The following is a 19,347-nucleotide window of genomic DNA, read 5'->3' as shown; positions in this document are numbered from 1 at the left end:
GACAGATGGAATTCTCCCCAGAATTCTATCTGTTTCTTTGTTAACTTGAGTTGTTTTTTATCATGGCTATAGGTTATTTAGGGTTAATTTTTAGTTAATTTCACTTTCTTTCCGCTGATATTATAGTTGATATTCAAAGTTCGTTTTATACCTTCCAAAACATTTTCCAGGGACTCATTATGGTATTCTCCCGAATAGGCCCAGTTGTCCTTAATTCCTTCATTGGCTTCGATCTCTACTCCGTACCAATTACTGATCCTTTGGATGACCTCCGTTTTATTGCTGTTTTTGAAAATCAGTATCTTATCCTTCCAAGCTGTGATTTCCCTCGCATCAAAACTGACAATGGAAAGCTTGCCTCTATTATTGATTTCCAACATTTCCGAAGGATGTAGAATAACCTGATTTCCTGACTGGTCCTTAACTTTTACCTTTCCACTGACCAGTGCTACGGATACATTACCTACCTTATTGTTTTTAACATTAAAAGTGGTGCCCATGACTTCTATTTGGCTTTCGCCCAAATCCACAATAAAGGGTCTAGCCTCTTTCTCTACATCAAAAAATGCCTCTCCTTCCAACTTCACCATCCTAAGGCTATCTGAAAATTTCTCCATGAAACTTAGCTTGCTGTTGGCATTGAGGTTAACGATAGAGCCATCTCCCATCTTAATGGTCGATTTTATCCCAGGAGGGTTTTCGCGTACTTCCCACTTTATAGGGACAGGCATCTTTTTATCTTCCACCAAATAAATATCGATGATCACCCACGCACAAAAAATCAGTAAAATAGCAGCAGCAACTTTTTGCAAACCAAAAAGAGTCTTCCAAATAGACCTATTGTTTTGCTCCTTGTTTTTGTCCTTTTGATCTAGCCTGGGTTCTGATTTCAACACATTCTCAAAAATCTCCAAATAAGCCTTATCAGACAAAGAAGGTTTATCCTCATAGCTCATGGAGCGAATAATGGAGGCGGCCTGCATCACCATATCACTTTTGTCTCCATTTTCTGCTATCCATTTATCCCAAAAATGATTGTTATTCCCTTTTGGGTTCTTCACCCAGAAAATGAAATATTCATCAGCCAGAAAGTCCTCCAGTTTATAATCTTTATATTTAAATATGTTATTTCCCTTATCCATGGTTGACATTAAAATGGATTAATGACTTCTTTTAAGCTTGCAAGTGCCCTATACACCAGCTTTCTTGCTGACTTCACCTCATTAAACCCCATTACTTCAGCTATTTCGCTATAGCTCATCTCTTCTTCATAAAGTAAAATAAGCGCCTGACGCTGTCTAAGGGTGAGCTTATCAAGGGCTAAATTGATCATCCGCTTTTTCTGCTCCTGAGATTCGGATTCGATCATAATCGTTTCGGGAGACAAGGTAATATTGAAAGCCTTTTTGTATTGAAGTTGGTCAGTATCTACCAGCATCCCCCGTTCTTTAAGTCTTTTGATGATTTCACATTGGATACATCTAAAAAGGTAGGACTTGATACTTTTGACTTCACCAAGCTTTTCTCTTTTCCTTCTTAGATAAATAAAAACGTTTTGTATACAATCTTCCACGAGGTGGGAATCTCCGCAGAACTGGTATCCAAAAGAAAAAATATCGGAAGCATAGTTTTTATAGATATAATTAAAAGCAAATTCATTGCCCTTACAAAAGGATTTCCAAACCAGCTCATCTGGCATCTCTTGGTACTCCTTTTCTGTATACTTCCTTTGGGTCGAATCGGTTATTTCGGGTGATTTGATGGGTTCCATATCAAATTTATTTTGGCAATACAGCCATCATATAGTATAAAGAGATAGAAATTAAGAAAAATAACCCCACGAAATCGAAAAAAAATCTATCCTCACCCAAACATTTACACATTTCAAATATTGCAAACGTTATCTTTAGCAATTAATCAATAAATCATTTGTAATTTCGACAAAACAACAACACTTTCTATTTCTTTTTTAAGACATAAGTTATAAAACAAGAAGGTTCCCAAGCAAAAACAACGAACAAAAAAAGGCCTTGACTATACGACAAGACCTTTCCCGATTCATCACCAATAATCTTGTCAGCCCATTTTTCTATACTTATAACCCATCATTTTATTTGCTTCCTTATCCCCAATAAACTTCTCTTTTACTGGATCCCAATCTAGGGACCTATTTAGACGATAAGCAATATTCGCAATATTCCCAATGCTGGCAGAACGGTGGCCCGTTTCCACGTCACAGTGTGGCTGGTTTCTGGATCGGATTGATTCCACAAAATTTTTGTAGTGGTCACCATCTGGATTACCCAAACGAACATCACCTGCTTTCAGTTCTATATCCTTAAGGGCAGCATTTGATGGTTCAAAATAGCTTCTACTGATATCCATATTGCCTTCCGTACCTATAAATCGAACTCCAAACCCACGTCCAAAATCTTGGTGGACCATTTCTATACCATTTTCATAGTACATTTTGAGTCCTGTCTGCGGATTGCTTACTCCATCAGGAGTGATAAACTTCACCGGCCCTGAACGGTCCATACCTAAACCCCACTGCGCAATATCAAACATATGTGCCCCCCAATCTGTTAATATCCCCCCGCCAGTCTCATCAAAAAGCCTCCAATCAGGATAGGTTTCATTTACCGCGGGAGCGATAGAATGGTGATAGTCCAAAATCGGCGCTGGACCACACCACTGATCCCAATCCACTTCAGCAGGCAATGGCTCTTTTTGCAAATCATATGGACGGGAGGGGGCTCCTACTTGTACCAATACCTGCTTGATCTCTCCCAAATATCCGTTTCTTACCAATTCACAGGCTTTGGTAAAATTTTCCCATGAACGCTGCATACTTCCTGTCTGTACCACCCGCTTCGTCCTCTTGGCAGTTTTCACCATCTTAATTCCCTCTTCTATTTTTAAGGTAAGAGGCTTCTCACAATAAACATCCTTCCCCGCCTTCATAGAATCAATAGCATTTAATGCATGCCAATGATCTGGGCTAGCTATAATCACACCGTCTATGTTTTTATCTTCAAGCAATTCCTTATAATTGCTATAAGTAATTACATCCTGAGATTTCACTTTTACATCATGCTTGGCATAAGCTTCAGCAACAAAGCCTTTGAACCATTCTCTCTTGGTACTCCATACATCAGCACCAGCTATAATTCTGGCGCCTTTCTGACCTGAAAATACATTGCTAAGAATCCCCCCTTGCTTGCCAAGGCCTATTACGCCAAGGTTGATCATATCACTAGGGGCTGTATATCCCGCTCCAAGTACATGGCGTGGCACTATGGCTATTCCTCCCAATGCCAGTAAGGAAGATTTCAAAAAATCTCTTCTGTCGGACTTTTTTAGTCCCTTGGATGATTTATTATCATTCATTTCAATAGGGTTATTGTTAATTACTCTACACTTTTTATCAAATTGAAAAATAATATAAGGCTAAAATTAAAATTTCAAGTACAAACCTACATAAAAGGCGAAATTTCTTGATAGAAAGGACTATATTATCAGGAAACACACCCTGCCTATCTCTCTTGCTATTTCTACACGCTAAAAGCAGCAAAATGCTTGCTGAACAATAATGATAGCATCTAGCTAATCTTTACAATGTCCACCTCAATAGATTTGCTTATAGGAGTCTGGCTTTTAGCGGCATAGTGATTATTTGGAACCAAAACATTGGTTTCTGGAAAATAAGCAGCCAAATTACCCTGGGGAATATTATAGGGAACTATCAAAAAGTTTTTGGCAATTCTTTCAACACCATCATAGTTGCTCACCAAATTGACTACATCCTTCTTTTTCAAGCCTAATTCCTTTGCATCCATAGGATTAATAAACAAGACCCTCCTTTCATTGAAAACACCTCTGTAGCGATCATCCAATCCATAAATGGTCGTATTAAATTGGTCATGAGAGCGGATGGTCATCATCAAAAATCGAGCTGAGGTCAACTGATGATTAGGGAGTTCACAAACACTGAACTGAGCCCTTCCATTTGGTAGCATTGAAAAATCACCCATTCTGGCATTATTCGGCAGATCAAACCCCGCCCCTTTGGACCGCTCAGAATATTGCTCAAAGCCCTCAAATACCTGAGAAATTCTGGTCCGGATCAAATCATAATCCTTGCCCAATGCTTCCCAGTCAATACTTGAGTTGGATTGGAAATAGGCCTGGGCTATTTGACAGACGATTTCAGGTTCACTTTTGAGTTGATCCGAATGGGGTATCAAATTCCCCATAGACCTATGCACCCTTCCCATGCTATTTTCCACGGTCACAAACCTTTTATTTCCATCCCGAATATCCAATTCCGTCCTTCCCAAAGTTGGAAGTATCAAAGAAGTTTTACCTGTAACCACATGAGTCCTGTTGAGCTTTGTACTGATGGAAACGGTCAGCTCACAATTTTGAAGGGCCTTTGCTGTATACATCGTATCCGAAGCAGCAGAGAGGAAATTACCCCCCAAGGCAATGAAAACCTTGGCCTTTCCTTCATGCATGGCCTTGATAGACTTCACCACATCTAAGCCTTCTTCTTCTGGTGGATCAAAACCAAAAACCCGCCGAAATGCTTCATTGAGCTTTTTGGAAACATGATGGGTAATCCCTACTGTTCTATCTCCTTGCACATTGCTATGCCCTCTTACAGGACAAGTGCCTGTCCCTTTTTTACCAATACTCCCCTTGAGTAATAATAAATTCACACAGGCCTTAATATTGTCTACACCATTTTTGTGTTGGGTAAGCCCCATAGCCCAACAAATCACGATCTTTTTCCGCTCTACCAAAAGTTGAACAGCTTTTTCCACCTCTGCCTCAGGAACCCCACATAATGCTAAAAGTTCTTCTTCGCTGTACTTTTCAAGATCTTGCTTTAGCTCTTCAAAACCCTGGGTATTTCTTTGGATAAATTCATGGTCAACTATCCCTCCTGCCTTTTCATCCTTATCAATCAATTTCTTGATCAAAAGATTGATTAAGGCAACATCCTGATTGATTTTGACCTGCAAAAAAAGGTCTGTAATAGCTGTACCCTTACCCAAAATGCCTGAGATTTCTTGTGGGTTTTTAAACCTGACCAAACCTGCCTCCTCTAATGGATTCACTGTAATGACCTTTCCACCATTTTCTTTACATTTCTCCAAGGCAGAAAGCATTCTTGGATGGTTAGTTCCTGGATTTTGGCCTATGACCATAACCAGTTCCGCTTCATAAAGGTCCTCTAAGCTCGCTGATCCCTTTCCTATACCAAGTGTCTCGGTGAGTGCCACCCCGCTGGATTCATGGCACATATTGGAACAATCAGGCATATTATTGGTCCCAAATGTCCTTGCAAACAGGCCATATAAAAAAGCAGCTTCATTGCTTGATCTACCAGAGGTATAAAAAACTGCTTCATTAGGATGATCCAAAGAATGTAACTGCTTTGCAATCATTTCAAAAGCAGCTTCCCAGGATATTGGTTCATAATGCTGACTACCAGCCCTGAGCACCATGGGTTCAGTAATTCGCCCACTTTTTCCAATTTTATAATCCGTCCATTTAGAAATTTCACTGATGGAATATTGCTTAAAAAAATCAGGATCCACTGTATGCGCAGTAGCTTCCTCCGCAATGGCCTTCACTCCATTCTCACAAAATTCGCCCAAGGAAGATCGTTTTTCTGGATCTGGCCAAGCACAGCCAGGACAATCAATCCCCTCCTTTTGGTTCAGTTTGGTCAGGGTAGCAATGGATCTTTTGAGTCCCATTTCCTTCATGGCATGTTCCAAGGCGACCTTTACTGCAGAAATACCAGCAGCATAGCTTTGGGGAGTAGTAATAGTCCCTCCTATAATCTCTTCAGGTCCAACAAGTGAAACCTTGGCTTGATCGTCTTTGTCCATTTTTTCCGAAAGTGAGGTTATTGGCCCTTATTAAAATAGCTAGTCCCAAGTTAAGATTATTGCAAATAAAAACCATTTCGGAAAGCCATCATCACTAAAATATTGTAAGGTAATGGAAGTTGATTATTAAAGTGGCTAGATAGGAGTAGATACTTATTGGATGCTTCAAGTTAGCAACCTATTGTTTAGACTTTCTGTCGACTAACTGTAATTATAAGAAAAGCTGTCTGGTTTCAGACAGCTTTTCATCAAAATAAACCCATTCTTATCATTACTCCATTTTCAATTTTATGGTCTGCAGCCCCTTGGTACTGATTTTGACTTTCGAAGCAGCATCCTTCTGAATATAGGCCCTCAGTCTACCCTGATAGGTTTTACGGTGATCAGCACGGTAATCCTCATGACTGCTCAAATCACCACTTTCCAGTCCTAACAACTTCGCTGATCCATCAAATTCAAATTGAATATCTCTGTCATCGGAAAGCACCCTGTTCCCCTCTTTATCCTGAAGCTCAATATCCATCAATACAATACCACTTTCTCCCTCATCCATACTAACCTCCAAATGATCTGCCTTTCCGGGACTATTGATTTCATAAGCAGCTACCTCTTCTCCATTATTAAAACCCACCGCCTTCAAGGTTCCCTTCTCAAATATAACTGGCCATCCTGGCATTCCCTCCGAGGAATATTCTATAGCTTTTCTCCCGAGGGATTCACCATTCAGCCACAATTCAACTTCATCAACATTGGCATAGACAGCTACCCATTTTTCTTCTCCCTCTTCTCCAGTCCAGCTATCCTGAATTCTTCTCCGTCTGTGTACATTTTCCTCCTTATCTGTAACACCCAAATAAACCATGGGCGCTGCATTCCATAAACTCTTTCTGAAATAAAAGTCAGGCTTAGGATAACCTGCCATATCAATGATTCCAGCCCCGCTACTCCTTACCGGCCAAGGCCTAGCTTCACCTAAAAAGTCAAATGCAGTCCATAAAAACTGGGACGCAATATGCTTATTCTCCGTCACGGCCTGCCAAGCCGATAGGGCATCCCCATTTTCACTGCCATAAATCACGCGATCTGGATAGGCTTCATGATCTTCTTGATAGCGGTACTCTTGATAGTTATAACCAACAATATCCAACGCCTCCGGATAACTGGTATGGTTGGACATGGTCACTCCAGCCAATGCAGCGGTGACCGGTCTGGTAGTGTCTACAGCCTTTACTGCTGCCACCAATCCTTCTGCCAAAGGTCCCAACTGAGAAGCCGGTGGATTATCTTTTTGATACCCTTTACCGTAAATCTGAGGGTTCCTGCCTTCATCCAAAACAGGGTGGCTATAAGGGTCATTTGGATAATCAATTTCATTACCAACACTCCACATGATAATAGATGGATGATTTCTCGATCTTAAAACCATGTCCTGAACGTCTCGATGTCCCCATTCAGCAAAGGCATCATACGAACCGTCATTGCCGGGCGTCCCCACATTCCAGCCTTCTATCCATTTGTTCTTGCCCCTTTCCCACTCGTCAAAAGCCTCATCCTGTACCATGAAGCCCATTTCATCACATAACTCATAAATATAATCCTGATGAGGGTAATGACTCATTCTGATCGCATTACAGCCTAAGTCCTTTAACGTTTCCAAGCGCTTTGCCCAAACAGCCTTTGGCACTGCCGCACCAAATGTACCTGCATCATGGTGGATACATACTCCTTTGATCAACATATTCTCACCATTGAGGAAAAAGCCTTCATCAGCATCAAAACGAATACTTCTGAATCCAACTTGGTCCACATATTTATCGAGTAGCTGACCATCAGCCCAAAGACTCACTTCCAGTTTATATAAATTTGGATCATCAGGAGACCATAGTTTTGGTCGATCAACGGCCATGTATAATGCTTCATGGTTTTCATCTCCCGCAGGAACAAATGAACCAAATTCTGTAGCAGCTACCTCATTGGATGCATCCAATAAGCGGGCCTTTATTTGTACAGCAGTAGTTTTCTCATGGCTACTTTTAATATCCACCTGAACCTTTACCATGGCCTTCTCACTGCTCACCTCAGGCGTACTGAAAAACACGCCCCAAGTTTTGAAGTGAATAGGTGATTTGGTAATCAGATAGACATTTCTATAAATTCCCGAACCAGTATAATACCTTGAATCTGCATATTCCCGGTGATCTACTTTGACTATGATCTCATTCTCGGTGGGTTGAAGATATTCTCCTATTTCATAGAAGAAAGCAATAAATCCATTAGGCCTTTTACCTAGATAATGACCATTGATCCACACCTCACTGTTTTTATAAACCCCATCAAAATAAAGTTCATATTCACTGTTTTCATCCAATGCTTTGAGATCAAATTTCTTCCTGTACCAGCCAATACCTCCGGGCAAGAATCCCGTGCCACTGGCCCATTCGCTACTAAAAGGCCCTTCTACAGACCAATCGTGGGGCAAGTTGACGGACTTCCATGAAAGTTCATCTACAGGTGCTGCTTGAAGTGCTTCCAATGTAGTAATATGGTCGGCCTTAACAAATTCCCAATGATCATTAAACAGAAGCTTGCCTTGCTCTTGACTAAAGACAAACTGACCATTGAAAAAAAGAATTAAACCTAACAAAAAGATATTATGCTTTAGGTTATTTAACATGGTTATTATGTTTTTAGGGTTTAGTAACAACGGTAATAATTGACCTGGCAGGAACAGACAGACTACCTGCTTGCTGATCTAGGACCGCAGGAGCCAAATCCATATCCTTACTGGTGATATAAAATTTAGGATCATCAAGTGCTGCACCATCAATTGACAATTCTGCATCTACCATCTTATTAGCAGAATTGATCAACACATAAACCAATTCCCTTCCTTCTGGGGACAGATAGGCGGATACTAGCAAATCACGGGATTGGTTGGATATACCTCCTATAGTTACCTCCAATCTCCTATAACCTGGCCTGATAAAATAGCTGTAATTCCCCAGCGTCCAGAGCATTTTGCTTTCATAATAATTGCCATCCTCCTTCTGATAATCGATATAGACCAAACCATCTTTATAATCATAGGGAGAAACGCCCAACCACCAATGCCAAGCGCTTGCATTGGCTACGGTAAGGTCATTATGGATCACCCGGGCCATGTACAAGGCAGGATCAATGCCCAAATCCCTACCAGAACCATTAATTTCCCCAGCATTGTCCCCCAAGATGCAATATTCACTCATCCAATAATTCCTGCTCTCTACTCCTTCCAATGCTGCCTTTACCTGCCCTCTTTGTTGTACAGCTGCCTCATAAGGAGACGTAGTAAAATAACTATGTCCAGAAATGGCATTGCCCATATGGTTTAAATCGCCTATATAATTCTTGGAAGAAGTGTCAAAAAAATCATGTATTTGTTCTCCTCGTCCTTCTTTGTCTGCCTGCTCGTACAAATAATTGATTTTCCCGGCTTCTGCTATATCCATCTTGGTTTCCAAATTTTTCGCTTCCAAGGCCGTATTCAGTGCTTTGGCAATTCCTGCTATCTCATTGTTCCAAAATGGCGTTCCCTCCTGACCGCCGTCAGACCAGTCCCATTGTGGTTCATTGACCGGACTTACATAATCTACTTTCAATCCCTTGTCCTCCAGACCTTTGACCACATTGGCCAAATATTCACCAAAATCATCATAATGTTCAAAGTCCAAATTGGATTGACCATTTTCCGCATAAGCTTTTCCGGTACGGGTCATATGGACAGGTGGACTATTGGGGAATACCAGTAAATGCTCTACGCCGAATTCCTGAGCAGCCCGCGCAAACCAAACCTGTCCTGCCTGCTTATCCCAATCATAGGTTCCATCACTGTTGAGAAAGGATTGTGCCCTGCGCCATTCATCTCCAATTCCACTTTGCTCACCTTGCTCTGCACTTCCTGCACCAATATTGAAACGCCACAAAGACAGGCCAATGCCTTTGGGCTGTCCTGTTTCATCATTTTGTTGGCTAAATAATAATTCGGCTATTGCCCTTTTCTTCTCTTCTGGCCATAGCCCCACAAACTGACAAGACCAGGCATCTGACGCACCAAAGTGTTCAATTGTCTGATAAGTAATTGACGTATTTGCATTGATTTTGAGGACCACCGGTTTTTCAGGATCTGCCTGCTTTTCTCTTCCTTCTGAATTGCAAGAAAAGACAATCATGCCCAATCCTATTAGCCAAGCATAAATTTGCCAATGCTTATTTCTCTTCTTCATAAAATTCCTCTCCCTTTAAAATAAGAAAAAGAGAAACCAATGAGGTTTCCCTTTCCCAATATATTAATTGTAACCAGGGTTTTGATCTAGTTGGTTATCGGAAGCTAATATCTCTGATCGAGGAATTGGCAACCAATAATGTCTATCCATAAAACTTTTGCCTTCCAAGGCTACCTTACGCTCATAGCTAAACGTACCGTCCGCTGCTTTGGTGATGTTGATACCATAAGCAGGCTCATTCTCCACCTCATCAGCAATCCTCCATCTGCGCACATCATAGAAGCGGTGTTCCTCAAATGCCAATTCAATTCTTCGCTCATGACGGATTCGCTCTCTCATCTCATCCTGGCTCAAACCTAGTGGCAAAGCTGGCATTTCCACGCCAGGCCGGTTTCTAACTGCATTGATAGCTTCATAGACACTGGCATCTGGACCAACAGCCTCATTTTGGGCTTCTGCATAGTTCAATAAAATTTCCGCATACCTGAAATAAATCCAGTTTTGGGTACCGGCCACTTCCCATGGGTTTCTGATAGGAAGTTCCTCATTGATGAACTTCCTTAGGTAGTAACCACTTTTGGTAGTGTTCCAGTTGGAAGGCCCGTCTTGGCTGTCTCTTCCTCCAGGAAGGAAAGTTTCCACTTGTCGATCGCGATAATCTGCACCATTATATAAAATGGTCTCATAAAACCTAGGATCTCTATTTTCATAAGGGGCACTCGCTTGCGCTTCATTGTCCCAACTGAAGGATGTTCCATCCATCATCTCATAATCATCCACCAAGTTCTGCAAAGGCACATTACCTCCCCAACCATCATAACCATTAGGCCCATTGGCAATCTCAAGTGCCGTGTGACGGGCATTGATATTATAATAGCGGGCAAAAATGATTTCTTCATTACTGTTTGGAGTCAGGAACAGCTGACTGTAACCACCTTGGTAAAGGCTATACTGCTGCAAATCCATTACTGCTTTTGCTGCATTTGCAGCTGCTTGCCACTTTTGGATATCATTACTTCCATCTGTGTATAATGGGCTAGCAGCATACAATAGCAACCTCGCCTTCAATGCTAAAGCTGCTCCTCTGGTGGCCCTTCCTTCCTGCCAAGTTCCATCATTTACTAATGGCAAACCTGCTGCTGCTTCATCCAGTTCTTCCACTACATAATCAATTGCGGCCTGCTTATCCACTCTATCATAAAAAGATGGGTCGGTAAAATCTTCGCCTAATTCTGGAACGCGATCACCCATCATCACTACATCTCCGTAATTACGGATAAGGTCATGATACCTGAAAGCACGAATAAACTTCAATTCTGCAATCAATCGATCTTTACCCGTTTGACTCATATCCAATTCATTGATGTTGGTCAAGGCATAGTTACATTCCCTAATACTACGATAAGAGCGCCCCCAAAATGTACCAGCGATCCCCGTATTTTCAGGAGAGAGCTGACCTTGCTGAATGAACCAGGTATTATCGTCATTATTATAAATGGACTCATCAGTCAATGAACTCCAAAGTGCATATTCAAAACCACGTCCGAAACCTGGCTGATAAGCATCCCCCTCTTTGTTGGTTAGCCTGGCACCCAAATAACGGTTAATGACATATGCTTCAAATAATGTAGAATCAGAAAGAATGGAGGCGTCGGAGACCCTGTCTGTAGGAACAATGTCCAGAAAGTCTTCTTTACAACCGACCAGTAAGGACCCGATCAGTGCAATGACCATAAATGGTTTGATGATATAGTTACTTTTCATGTCGATCGGAATTAAAATTGAATATTTACACCCAGGTTAATGATTTTTTGCTGTGGATAGAATTGTCCACTTTCACTAGACCCTTCTGGATCATAGTCTTTCACACCGGTAATGGTCAACAAGTTAAAGGCATTGGCATATACCCTAAGGCTACCAAGAGAGTACTTATCCAGGAAGCTTTGAGGAAGATTATAGCCGATCTGTATATTTTTCAACCTGGCAAAAGTGGCATCATTCAACCAGAAATTATTTCGGTAAAGTCCTCCACTTACAGCAGAGGAAGACCTTTCACTTACTCTTGGAAAACTCCCTTCGGTATTGGTAGGGCTCCAACGGTTATCTGCCCAGCTGCTATAGAAATTACCTACAGTACCTGACTCTGGCAGCACATACTGGTTTACCTGACTTTGTCCCGAGATGACTGCAGAGAAATCAAAATTCTTATACTCCGCATGCAAGGTCATACCAAAGGTAATTTGAGGAATATTTCCGTATTTAGAACGGGTCATATCATCTGCGGTGATTTCCCCATCGCCATCGTAATCTTCATAGATCAAGTCCCCAAGCTGTGCTCCTGGGACATGAGGATAGTTGTCCAAATCCTCTTGGGTTCTAAAAATACCGATGGCATTGTATAATAAATAAGTATTCATCGGACGACCTGTCTGACGCTGGTAATCCAATACACCAGCTGCTTCATCGATAAACAACAATTCATTTTTAGCATAGGTAAAGTTTCCAGACACACCATAAGTGAAGGCTCTTTTATTATTCTCATATCCTAATGTAGCCTCCACCCCTTGGCTTTTTACCTCACCAATATTTTCAGCGGGCACTAGGGTTTCTCCATCATAAGGGTTTACGATACCTGAAGTACCTGGAATAGATGCATTTCTCGTGGTCAAGATTTTACTTCTATCCTGTTGGAAATAAATAAATTCAGTGGTGAAGTTTTGTAACCACACAGCATTGAAGCCAATATCGGTTTTGGTGGCTACCTCCCAGGTAATATTAGGATTGCCCAATCTAGTCAAATCAATTCCAGTTACTACTTCATCACCGATCACATAGCGATTATTGAAGGAGTAGTTATCATAATATTGGAACTGTCCCACATTATCATTCCCTAGCTTACCATAGGATGCCCTGATTTTAAGATCATCAAAGAATCCCACATTATTACGGAACCAATTTTCTTCCGAAATCCTATAACCTGCTGACACGGAAGGAAAAAAACCATATCGCTCACCAGAGGGAAAATTAGAAGAGCCATCCACCCTCATTTGTACTTCGGCAAGGTACTTTTCCTGAAAATTATAAGCTAAGCGGCTAATATAACTTTTTCGGGTATAGTTATAACTGCTACCCCAGTTATCATAATCGGATGCTGCGGCTCCACCTTGAGACAATTCAGGTGTTTCTGATGTTGGGAAGTGCAATCGGGAAGCCCCCATGGTATGGGTTCTGTTTTCACTTTGTTCATAGCCCACAAATGCATCCACAAAATGATCTCCGAAATAATGCTTGAAGTTCAACTTAATATTGGAAACCATCATGGACTGGGTATAATGTTCTTCAGAAAGTGTTGCCTGCTGATCAGGGCCTCCTCCTACTACTACTGGATTGTAAGCATCTGTCCCTGAGTCATAGTTATAAAGCGTGTAAGGCGTACTAAATGTCCTATTTCTATTGGAGCTTTCATCTACTGAGAAGAAGCCATCCACTGACAATCCTTCAAGGAAAGGCAAATCATAACTACCTCTCAAAATTCCATTGAATACATATTTCGGGTTTTGTGTCAAACCTCCAGCTTCCGTCGCCATCATCACAGGGTTACTGTTCTCAATACCGGAAGAAGGCAGCCCATTTGGATAAACGGCTGATACGGTAGGATAAGCACGATAAATAGATCTAAAAATCGATCCTGCACTTGAAGTGGGGAATTGACGATCTTCTTTTCTACCCGCTAAGGAAAGACCTACTGTAAGTCTATCAGTTATGTCAGCATCCAGATTGGTCCTAAAGCTATATTGATCATATCGCGTTGCACCGTCTTTGTAGAGACCATCTTGGCCGGTTTTACCCAGCGAAACAAAATAATTCACTGATTCTGATCCTCCACGAACACTTAAATTGTGTTGATTTTGTAAAGCTACATTGTTCAAGGCGGCAGCTGCCCAGTCTGTATTGGGGTAGTTCAATGGATCCGAGCCATTCCCAAAAAGTGCCAATTGCTCCTCAGAATAAATTTGGTTAAGCCCTCCATCGGGGTTATTATAATAGGCAATTTCATTCCTTATCTGCCCATAAGTCACGGCATCAGCCATTTCAGGCAATCTGGTCGGGGAAGAGAAACCTTGGTTAAAGCTATAAGAAATAACAGGCTTACCCTCTTGGCCTCTTTTGGTAGTTACCAAGATCACCCCATTGGCAGCCCTTGAACCATAAATAGCAGCAGAGGCATCTTTCAATACAGACACACTCTCTATATCATTTGGGTTCAAACGCTCCAAGCCTCCAATCTGACCCGGCACACCATCGATCACCACCAACACATCATTATTACCAGTAGTTGCCAAACCACGGATATTAAAACTGGAGCCATCATATCCCGGCTCACCGCCCCGGTTATTGGCTATTATACCGGAAAATCTACCAGCCAATGAATTGGAAACATTTGGCTGGGGACTGTTCTGTAAATCCCTACCTTCCACCTGGGAAACGGATCCTGTCAAAGTAGCCTTCTTCTGTTCACCATAACCTACCACCACTACTTCATTGAGTGATTGCATGTCTGGCTGCAGGGTTACCTGAACCGTACTTCTTCCGTCCAAGGAGATTTCTTGAGATTCATATCCTATAAAGGAGATTTTCAATACAGGATTTTCAGCTGAAACGGACAATTTAAAATTACCATCCAAATCAGTAACGGTACCATTGGAAGTTCCCAAAACTAGTACTGACGCACCAGGGAGTCCCAAACCATTTTCATCGAATACTTGGCCATTTATTTGTTGCTGACCAAAAACATTAGGCACGGCACACAGCATTAGCAAAACTAATGACATGCAATAAAGCCAAGCCTTGGCTTGTAATTTTGTTGGCATGTTCTTTTGAGGTTAATTGTTAATAATTACTGATCTTTGTTTCGATGTCCAGCAAGCTTCCCTTACTTCATCGAATACAAAAGCAATTTTCGGAATTGTGCCACAATGAGAAGGGGGACAAATCAGCAAACTAGGGGGGACAAAATGGCCAAATGATGTTTATTTGCGATTTTATTGGCATTTTTGAGTTCTAATGTCGTGATTGTACACAGATGAAGATTTCCCTAATAGCCCTATTTATCTTTAGTTTCATTGCTGTCAGTTTTGCCCAAGAAGACCAAAAAGAATCTATTTTTGAGGACCAAAATCAGCTCACCTTTTACCTGTTAGATGTCGCCTCAGGACTCTCCCATAATTACATCAACAGTATTGAGCAGGATTCATTAGGCTTTATTTGGATTGCCACCTTGGAGGGATTGAATCGATATGACGGCCAAAAGTTCACCGTCTATCGTAAACGAAATCGCATTCCCAAGAAGGGGCCGGCAGACAATTATATCCAACAAATACAGCTGAACCAAAACAACCAACTACTCCTCTCCACAGGTGCTGGTCTTAGCATTTATGATCCCAAAGCTGATCTTTTTGAACTTAAGGGAAAAAATTTTGGGTTAATTGAAAATAATGTAAACTGTACCATTAATACTCCTGATGGGAATACGGCCGTAGGAATCTATTGGGGAGGTCTGCAAATCATTGATCAGAAAAAAGTGCTATATTCTTTTTTCCATGAACCTGAGGATAAAAATTCCCTCTCTTCCAATCAGGTAAACGCTTTGGCATTTCAGGGAGATTCTATTTTATGGGTAGGCACGTTTGACAATGGCCTCAACAAAATCAACTATAAGACAAAAAGCCTTCAGCGGATCAATTCAAGTAAAATCGCTGCTAATATTAACAGCCTATTCACAGATGATCTGGGCAATTTATGGATTGGAGGTAATCGAGGAATCCAAGTGATCACCCATCAAGGTGACACGCTTAACGTACAGACTGCCGCATCTCCCCAAAATGGGCTTTCTGATGAAAATGTCTTGTGTTTCGAAAAAGACAATAAGGGCCAAATGTGGGTCGGCACTCGAAATGGTGGGCTGAACATCATTGACCCCAACAAATTATTGAATGAAAATCAACTGGCCATACAGTGGTTTCTTCCCAGAAATGATGGAGCGAGTGTATATAACAGAACCGTAGCCTCCCTAAAGCTGGCCAGAGATGGAAATATGTGGATCGGAACCAGTACCGGCATCAACGTGGTCAACCCCAATGGGGACCCCATACAATTGATACAGCGAAATTTATCGGTGAGTGAAACCATCTCCCATAATAGAATTGGTTCGCTGGCATCTGGCAAAAATGGCAGTATCTGGATAGGTACTGATGGAGGTGGACTGGACCATTATATACCAAAAACCGGTCAAATATCGCATTACGAACACCATGACACCAATGCATCAAGCCTTTCTAATAATTATATCTTGTCTATTTTGGAAGATAGTAAAGGGAGGGTCTGGGCAGGGACCTACCAGGGTGGGCTTAATCGATTGGTACATCGCCATGGAGAATTCAAGCAATACCTACAAGGATCCCAAGAAAATGGCAATGATGTCAGGGTGATTTTTGAGGGAAAGAAAGGCCAAATTTGGGTCGGCACCAATCGTGGTGGACTTTATCGCTATCATCCACCTATAGATGATTTTGACTATGTAAGGCAGCTTGGCAAAATCGACATCCGAGATATCACAGAAGATGACCTGGGAAATCTCTGGCTGGCTACTTTTGGAAATGGAATCATCCGATACAACTACCTAACAGGTGAACAAGAACAGTTCAATGAGTCCACGGTCTATGGCTTTCCGGGCAATATCATCTTTAGCATACAGCGATTAGACAATGGTGATATTCTGGCTGGCAGTAGATACGAAGGCTTGATCCGCTTAGATCCCAATAATAAAACCGTGGCAGTATTTACACAAGACCATGGACTGAGCAATAATACAATCAATAGCATTACCCGAGGCAAAGATGGTAAAATTTGGTTGGGAACTTTTCGAGGAATCAGCTTTTTTGATCCAAACACCAATGAAGTCGGTAACTTGAATGCATTTAACAACATACAGCAAAGTGAATTCAATATCGGAGCTGCCCTAACCAGTGATACCGGATTGATCTATTTTGGGGGAAACAAGGGCATCAATGTATTCTCTCCTGCTGCGCTACAACAACAAACTGATAATTATCCCTTAATATTCACTGAACTGCGCTTGATGAATAATGAAGTAAATATTGGGAGTGCGGATGAAAAAATCCACCTATCACAGGATATTCCCTATTTACATCAGTTAAATCTTAGCCATGACCAATCCTTGGTTTCATTGGATTTTGTGGCCCTAAAATTCCCCCATGGTAATGATATCAGCTATGCTTATAAGTTGGAACCTTTTCATGACCAATGGATAGAAACCAGTCATATAGGCACGGCCAACCTGAGTAATATTCCTCCTGGAGATTATGTATTGAAAGTCCGTGCCCATAGCAATTCCAATCATTTTGCCGAAAACCAGATGATGATTGCCATTGCCCCTCCATTTTGGAAAACCTGGCCGGCTTATTTGATATACATAACAATCTTGGCGGCAATGGTTATCGGTGGCATGAAATATTATGCCGATCGGTTGAAGTTGAAAAACTCACTACTATTTGAAAAGAAACAACGCAGCCTAGAACATGAACTCAATGAAGAACGAGCCAGGTTCTTTACCGGTTTTTCCCATGAGCTGAAAACACCCCTCACCCTGATCATGGCACCTATCGAGGACATGCTTCTAGAGCTTAAAAATACTCCCCAAAGAAAGAGACTGTTGCTTGTCCAAAAAAATGCCCAATACCTGTTGGAAATGATCAATAAGTTGTTGGAATTCAGAAAATCTGAACTGGATATCAACAAACTTGAACTAAAGAACCACTATATCCTCAGCCCTATACAGCAATGGGCAGAAGAATACCAGCCCTTGGCCCAACACCGAAAAATAACACTTGAAACCAAGTTTCCTCAAGAGGACTTTGTGGCAGCCATTGACCTGGAAAAGTTGCATATCATCGTCAACAACCTACTATCCAATGCCCTAAAATACTGCCGTCCCGGTGATAAGGTAAGCCTTAGTCTGAAAACACATGCAGACCAATATGAAATTACTGTCAGCGATAATGGGCCTGGCATTCCTTTAGAAAACCAGGACAGGATATTTAACTGGTATTATCAAAGCGGCTCCACTAACCCCTCACAGGGAACAGGCATTGGATTGGCCTTGACCAAACGATTAGTGGAAGATCATCAGGGACACATTTCACTGGTAAGCCAAGCAGGTATGGGCTGCATTTTCTCTGTCACATTGCCCCTTCAAAAACTGGAAACCGATACTGAAGCAATAGAAGATGCCAAGCTGAACAGCAGTACTATGTGGTCACCTCGTTTGGACCATCAAGAAATCACCATCCCTAAACCCAACTTGGACCTTAAAGAAGAAAAAAAAGTGGTTCTGCTTATAGATGATAATCCTCAGATCTTATCTTATTTGGATCAATTGCTGGGAGACAACTATGACCTGCTTCATGCCGGGGATGGACAAGAAGGAATGGAAAAGGCCCTCCAATATATTCCCGACATCATTATTTCTGACATTATGATGCCTGTCAGAAATGGTATTGATCTATGCGGCGAACTAAAAAGGGAAAAAGCCACTACACATATTCCCGTCATTTTGCTTTCTGCCAAAGACAATGTGGAGAGTATCACCAGTGGATTTGGTGAAGGAGCGGACGAGTACCTTACCAAACCATTTAATGGTCAAATCCTACTCTCAAGAATCAAAAACCTCCTGGATGCAAAAATCAGATTGAGGGAATACTATTTGGGAGAACTGGCCGACGAACATCAACTGAATGAAGGACAAAAAACGGCCATTTCCAAAGAAAAGGCTTTTCTTAAGCGGCTAGAAAGCCACATCCTAGAACAACTGGCCGAACAACAGACCGACGTGGATACCCTTTCCCAACTCATGGGCATGAGCAGGACTTCTCTTTTCCGCAAATTAAAGGCCTTGACAGGCAAAAACATCAATCAATATGTGCGTAGCGTAAAAATCAAACGGGCGGCTTATCTGATCAAAGAAGAAAACCTCGGTGTAGCTCAGGCCGCATATGAAATAGGTTTTAACAATCCCAAATATTTCCGAAAATTGTTCAAGGAGGAATTTGGCTACCTCCCCTCTGAAATCTCCTCTAAAAAGACGATTACAGACTGACAAGATT

Annotated in this window: 9 protein-coding genes; 1 reads left to right on the top strand and 8 read right to left on the bottom strand. The window is 41.6% G+C overall.

All coding sequences use genetic code 11. The annotated features are described in order from the left end of the window. Nucleotides 1-83: 83 nt before the first annotated feature. The 8 genes from KZP23_RS13400 to KZP23_RS13365 form a co-directional block, all read right to left on the bottom strand. On the bottom strand, nt 84-1,142 hold the full coding sequence (locus KZP23_RS13400) for a FecR family protein (RefSeq protein ID WP_226332227.1): 1,059 nt from the start codon (nt 1,140-1,142) through the stop codon (nt 84-86). An 8-nt stretch (nt 1,143-1,150) separates the two neighbouring features. Further along, nucleotides 1,151-1,771, bottom strand: coding sequence for an RNA polymerase sigma factor (locus tag KZP23_RS13395; protein ID WP_226332226.1), 621 nt, complete (start codon nt 1,769-1,771; stop codon nt 1,151-1,153). Nucleotides 1,772-2,076: 305 nt separating this feature from the next. Then, complete coding sequence (locus tag KZP23_RS13390) at nt 2,077-3,390, bottom strand: Gfo/Idh/MocA family protein (RefSeq protein WP_226332225.1); 1,314 nt, start codon at nt 3,388-3,390, stop codon at nt 2,077-2,079. Between the two features lie 212 nt (nt 3,391-3,602). Next, the gene (locus KZP23_RS13385) at nt 3,603-5,903 is read right to left on the bottom strand and encodes an FdhF/YdeP family oxidoreductase (protein WP_226332224.1); all 2,301 of its coding nucleotides are present in this window, start codon (nt 5,901-5,903) and stop codon (nt 3,603-3,605) included. 271 nt (nt 5,904-6,174) lie between these two features. After that, nucleotides 6,175-8,577 (bottom strand): glycoside hydrolase family 2 TIM barrel-domain containing protein, encoded by a 2,403-nt coding sequence (locus KZP23_RS13380; RefSeq protein WP_226332223.1) that lies wholly within the window; start codon nt 8,575-8,577, stop codon nt 6,175-6,177. A gap of 13 nt (nt 8,578-8,590) precedes the next feature. Next, complete coding sequence (locus KZP23_RS13375) at nt 8,591-10,165, bottom strand: glycoside hydrolase (RefSeq protein ID WP_226332222.1); 1,575 nt, start codon at nt 10,163-10,165, stop codon at nt 8,591-8,593. A 63-nt stretch (nt 10,166-10,228) separates the two neighbouring features. Next, entirely contained in the window at nt 10,229-11,929 is a 1,701-nt protein-coding gene (locus tag KZP23_RS13370; protein ID WP_226332221.1) for a RagB/SusD family nutrient uptake outer membrane protein, read from the bottom strand. Between the two features lie 11 nt (nt 11,930-11,940). Beyond that, nucleotides 11,941-15,036 carry a SusC/RagA family TonB-linked outer membrane protein gene (locus tag KZP23_RS13365; RefSeq protein WP_226332220.1) on the bottom strand — a complete coding sequence of 1,032 codons (3,096 nt, stop codon included), beginning with the start codon at nt 15,034-15,036 and terminating at the stop codon, nt 11,941-11,943. Nucleotides 15,037-15,248: 212 nt separating this feature from the next. On the opposite strand from KZP23_RS13365, the gene KZP23_RS13360 reads away from it, so the two are divergent. Then, nucleotides 15,249-19,340, top strand: coding sequence for a hybrid sensor histidine kinase/response regulator transcription factor (locus tag KZP23_RS13360; protein ID WP_226332219.1), 4,092 nt, complete (start codon nt 15,249-15,251; stop codon nt 19,338-19,340). The last annotated feature ends 7 nt before the right edge of the window (nt 19,341-19,347 follow it).

Source organism: Echinicola marina (assembly GCF_020463795.1).
Taxonomy (GTDB): domain Bacteria; phylum Bacteroidota; class Bacteroidia; order Cytophagales; family Cyclobacteriaceae; genus Echinicola; species Echinicola marina.
Note: the sequence above shows the minus strand (reverse complement) of the source record. Positions and strands in the feature narration are given on the sequence as shown.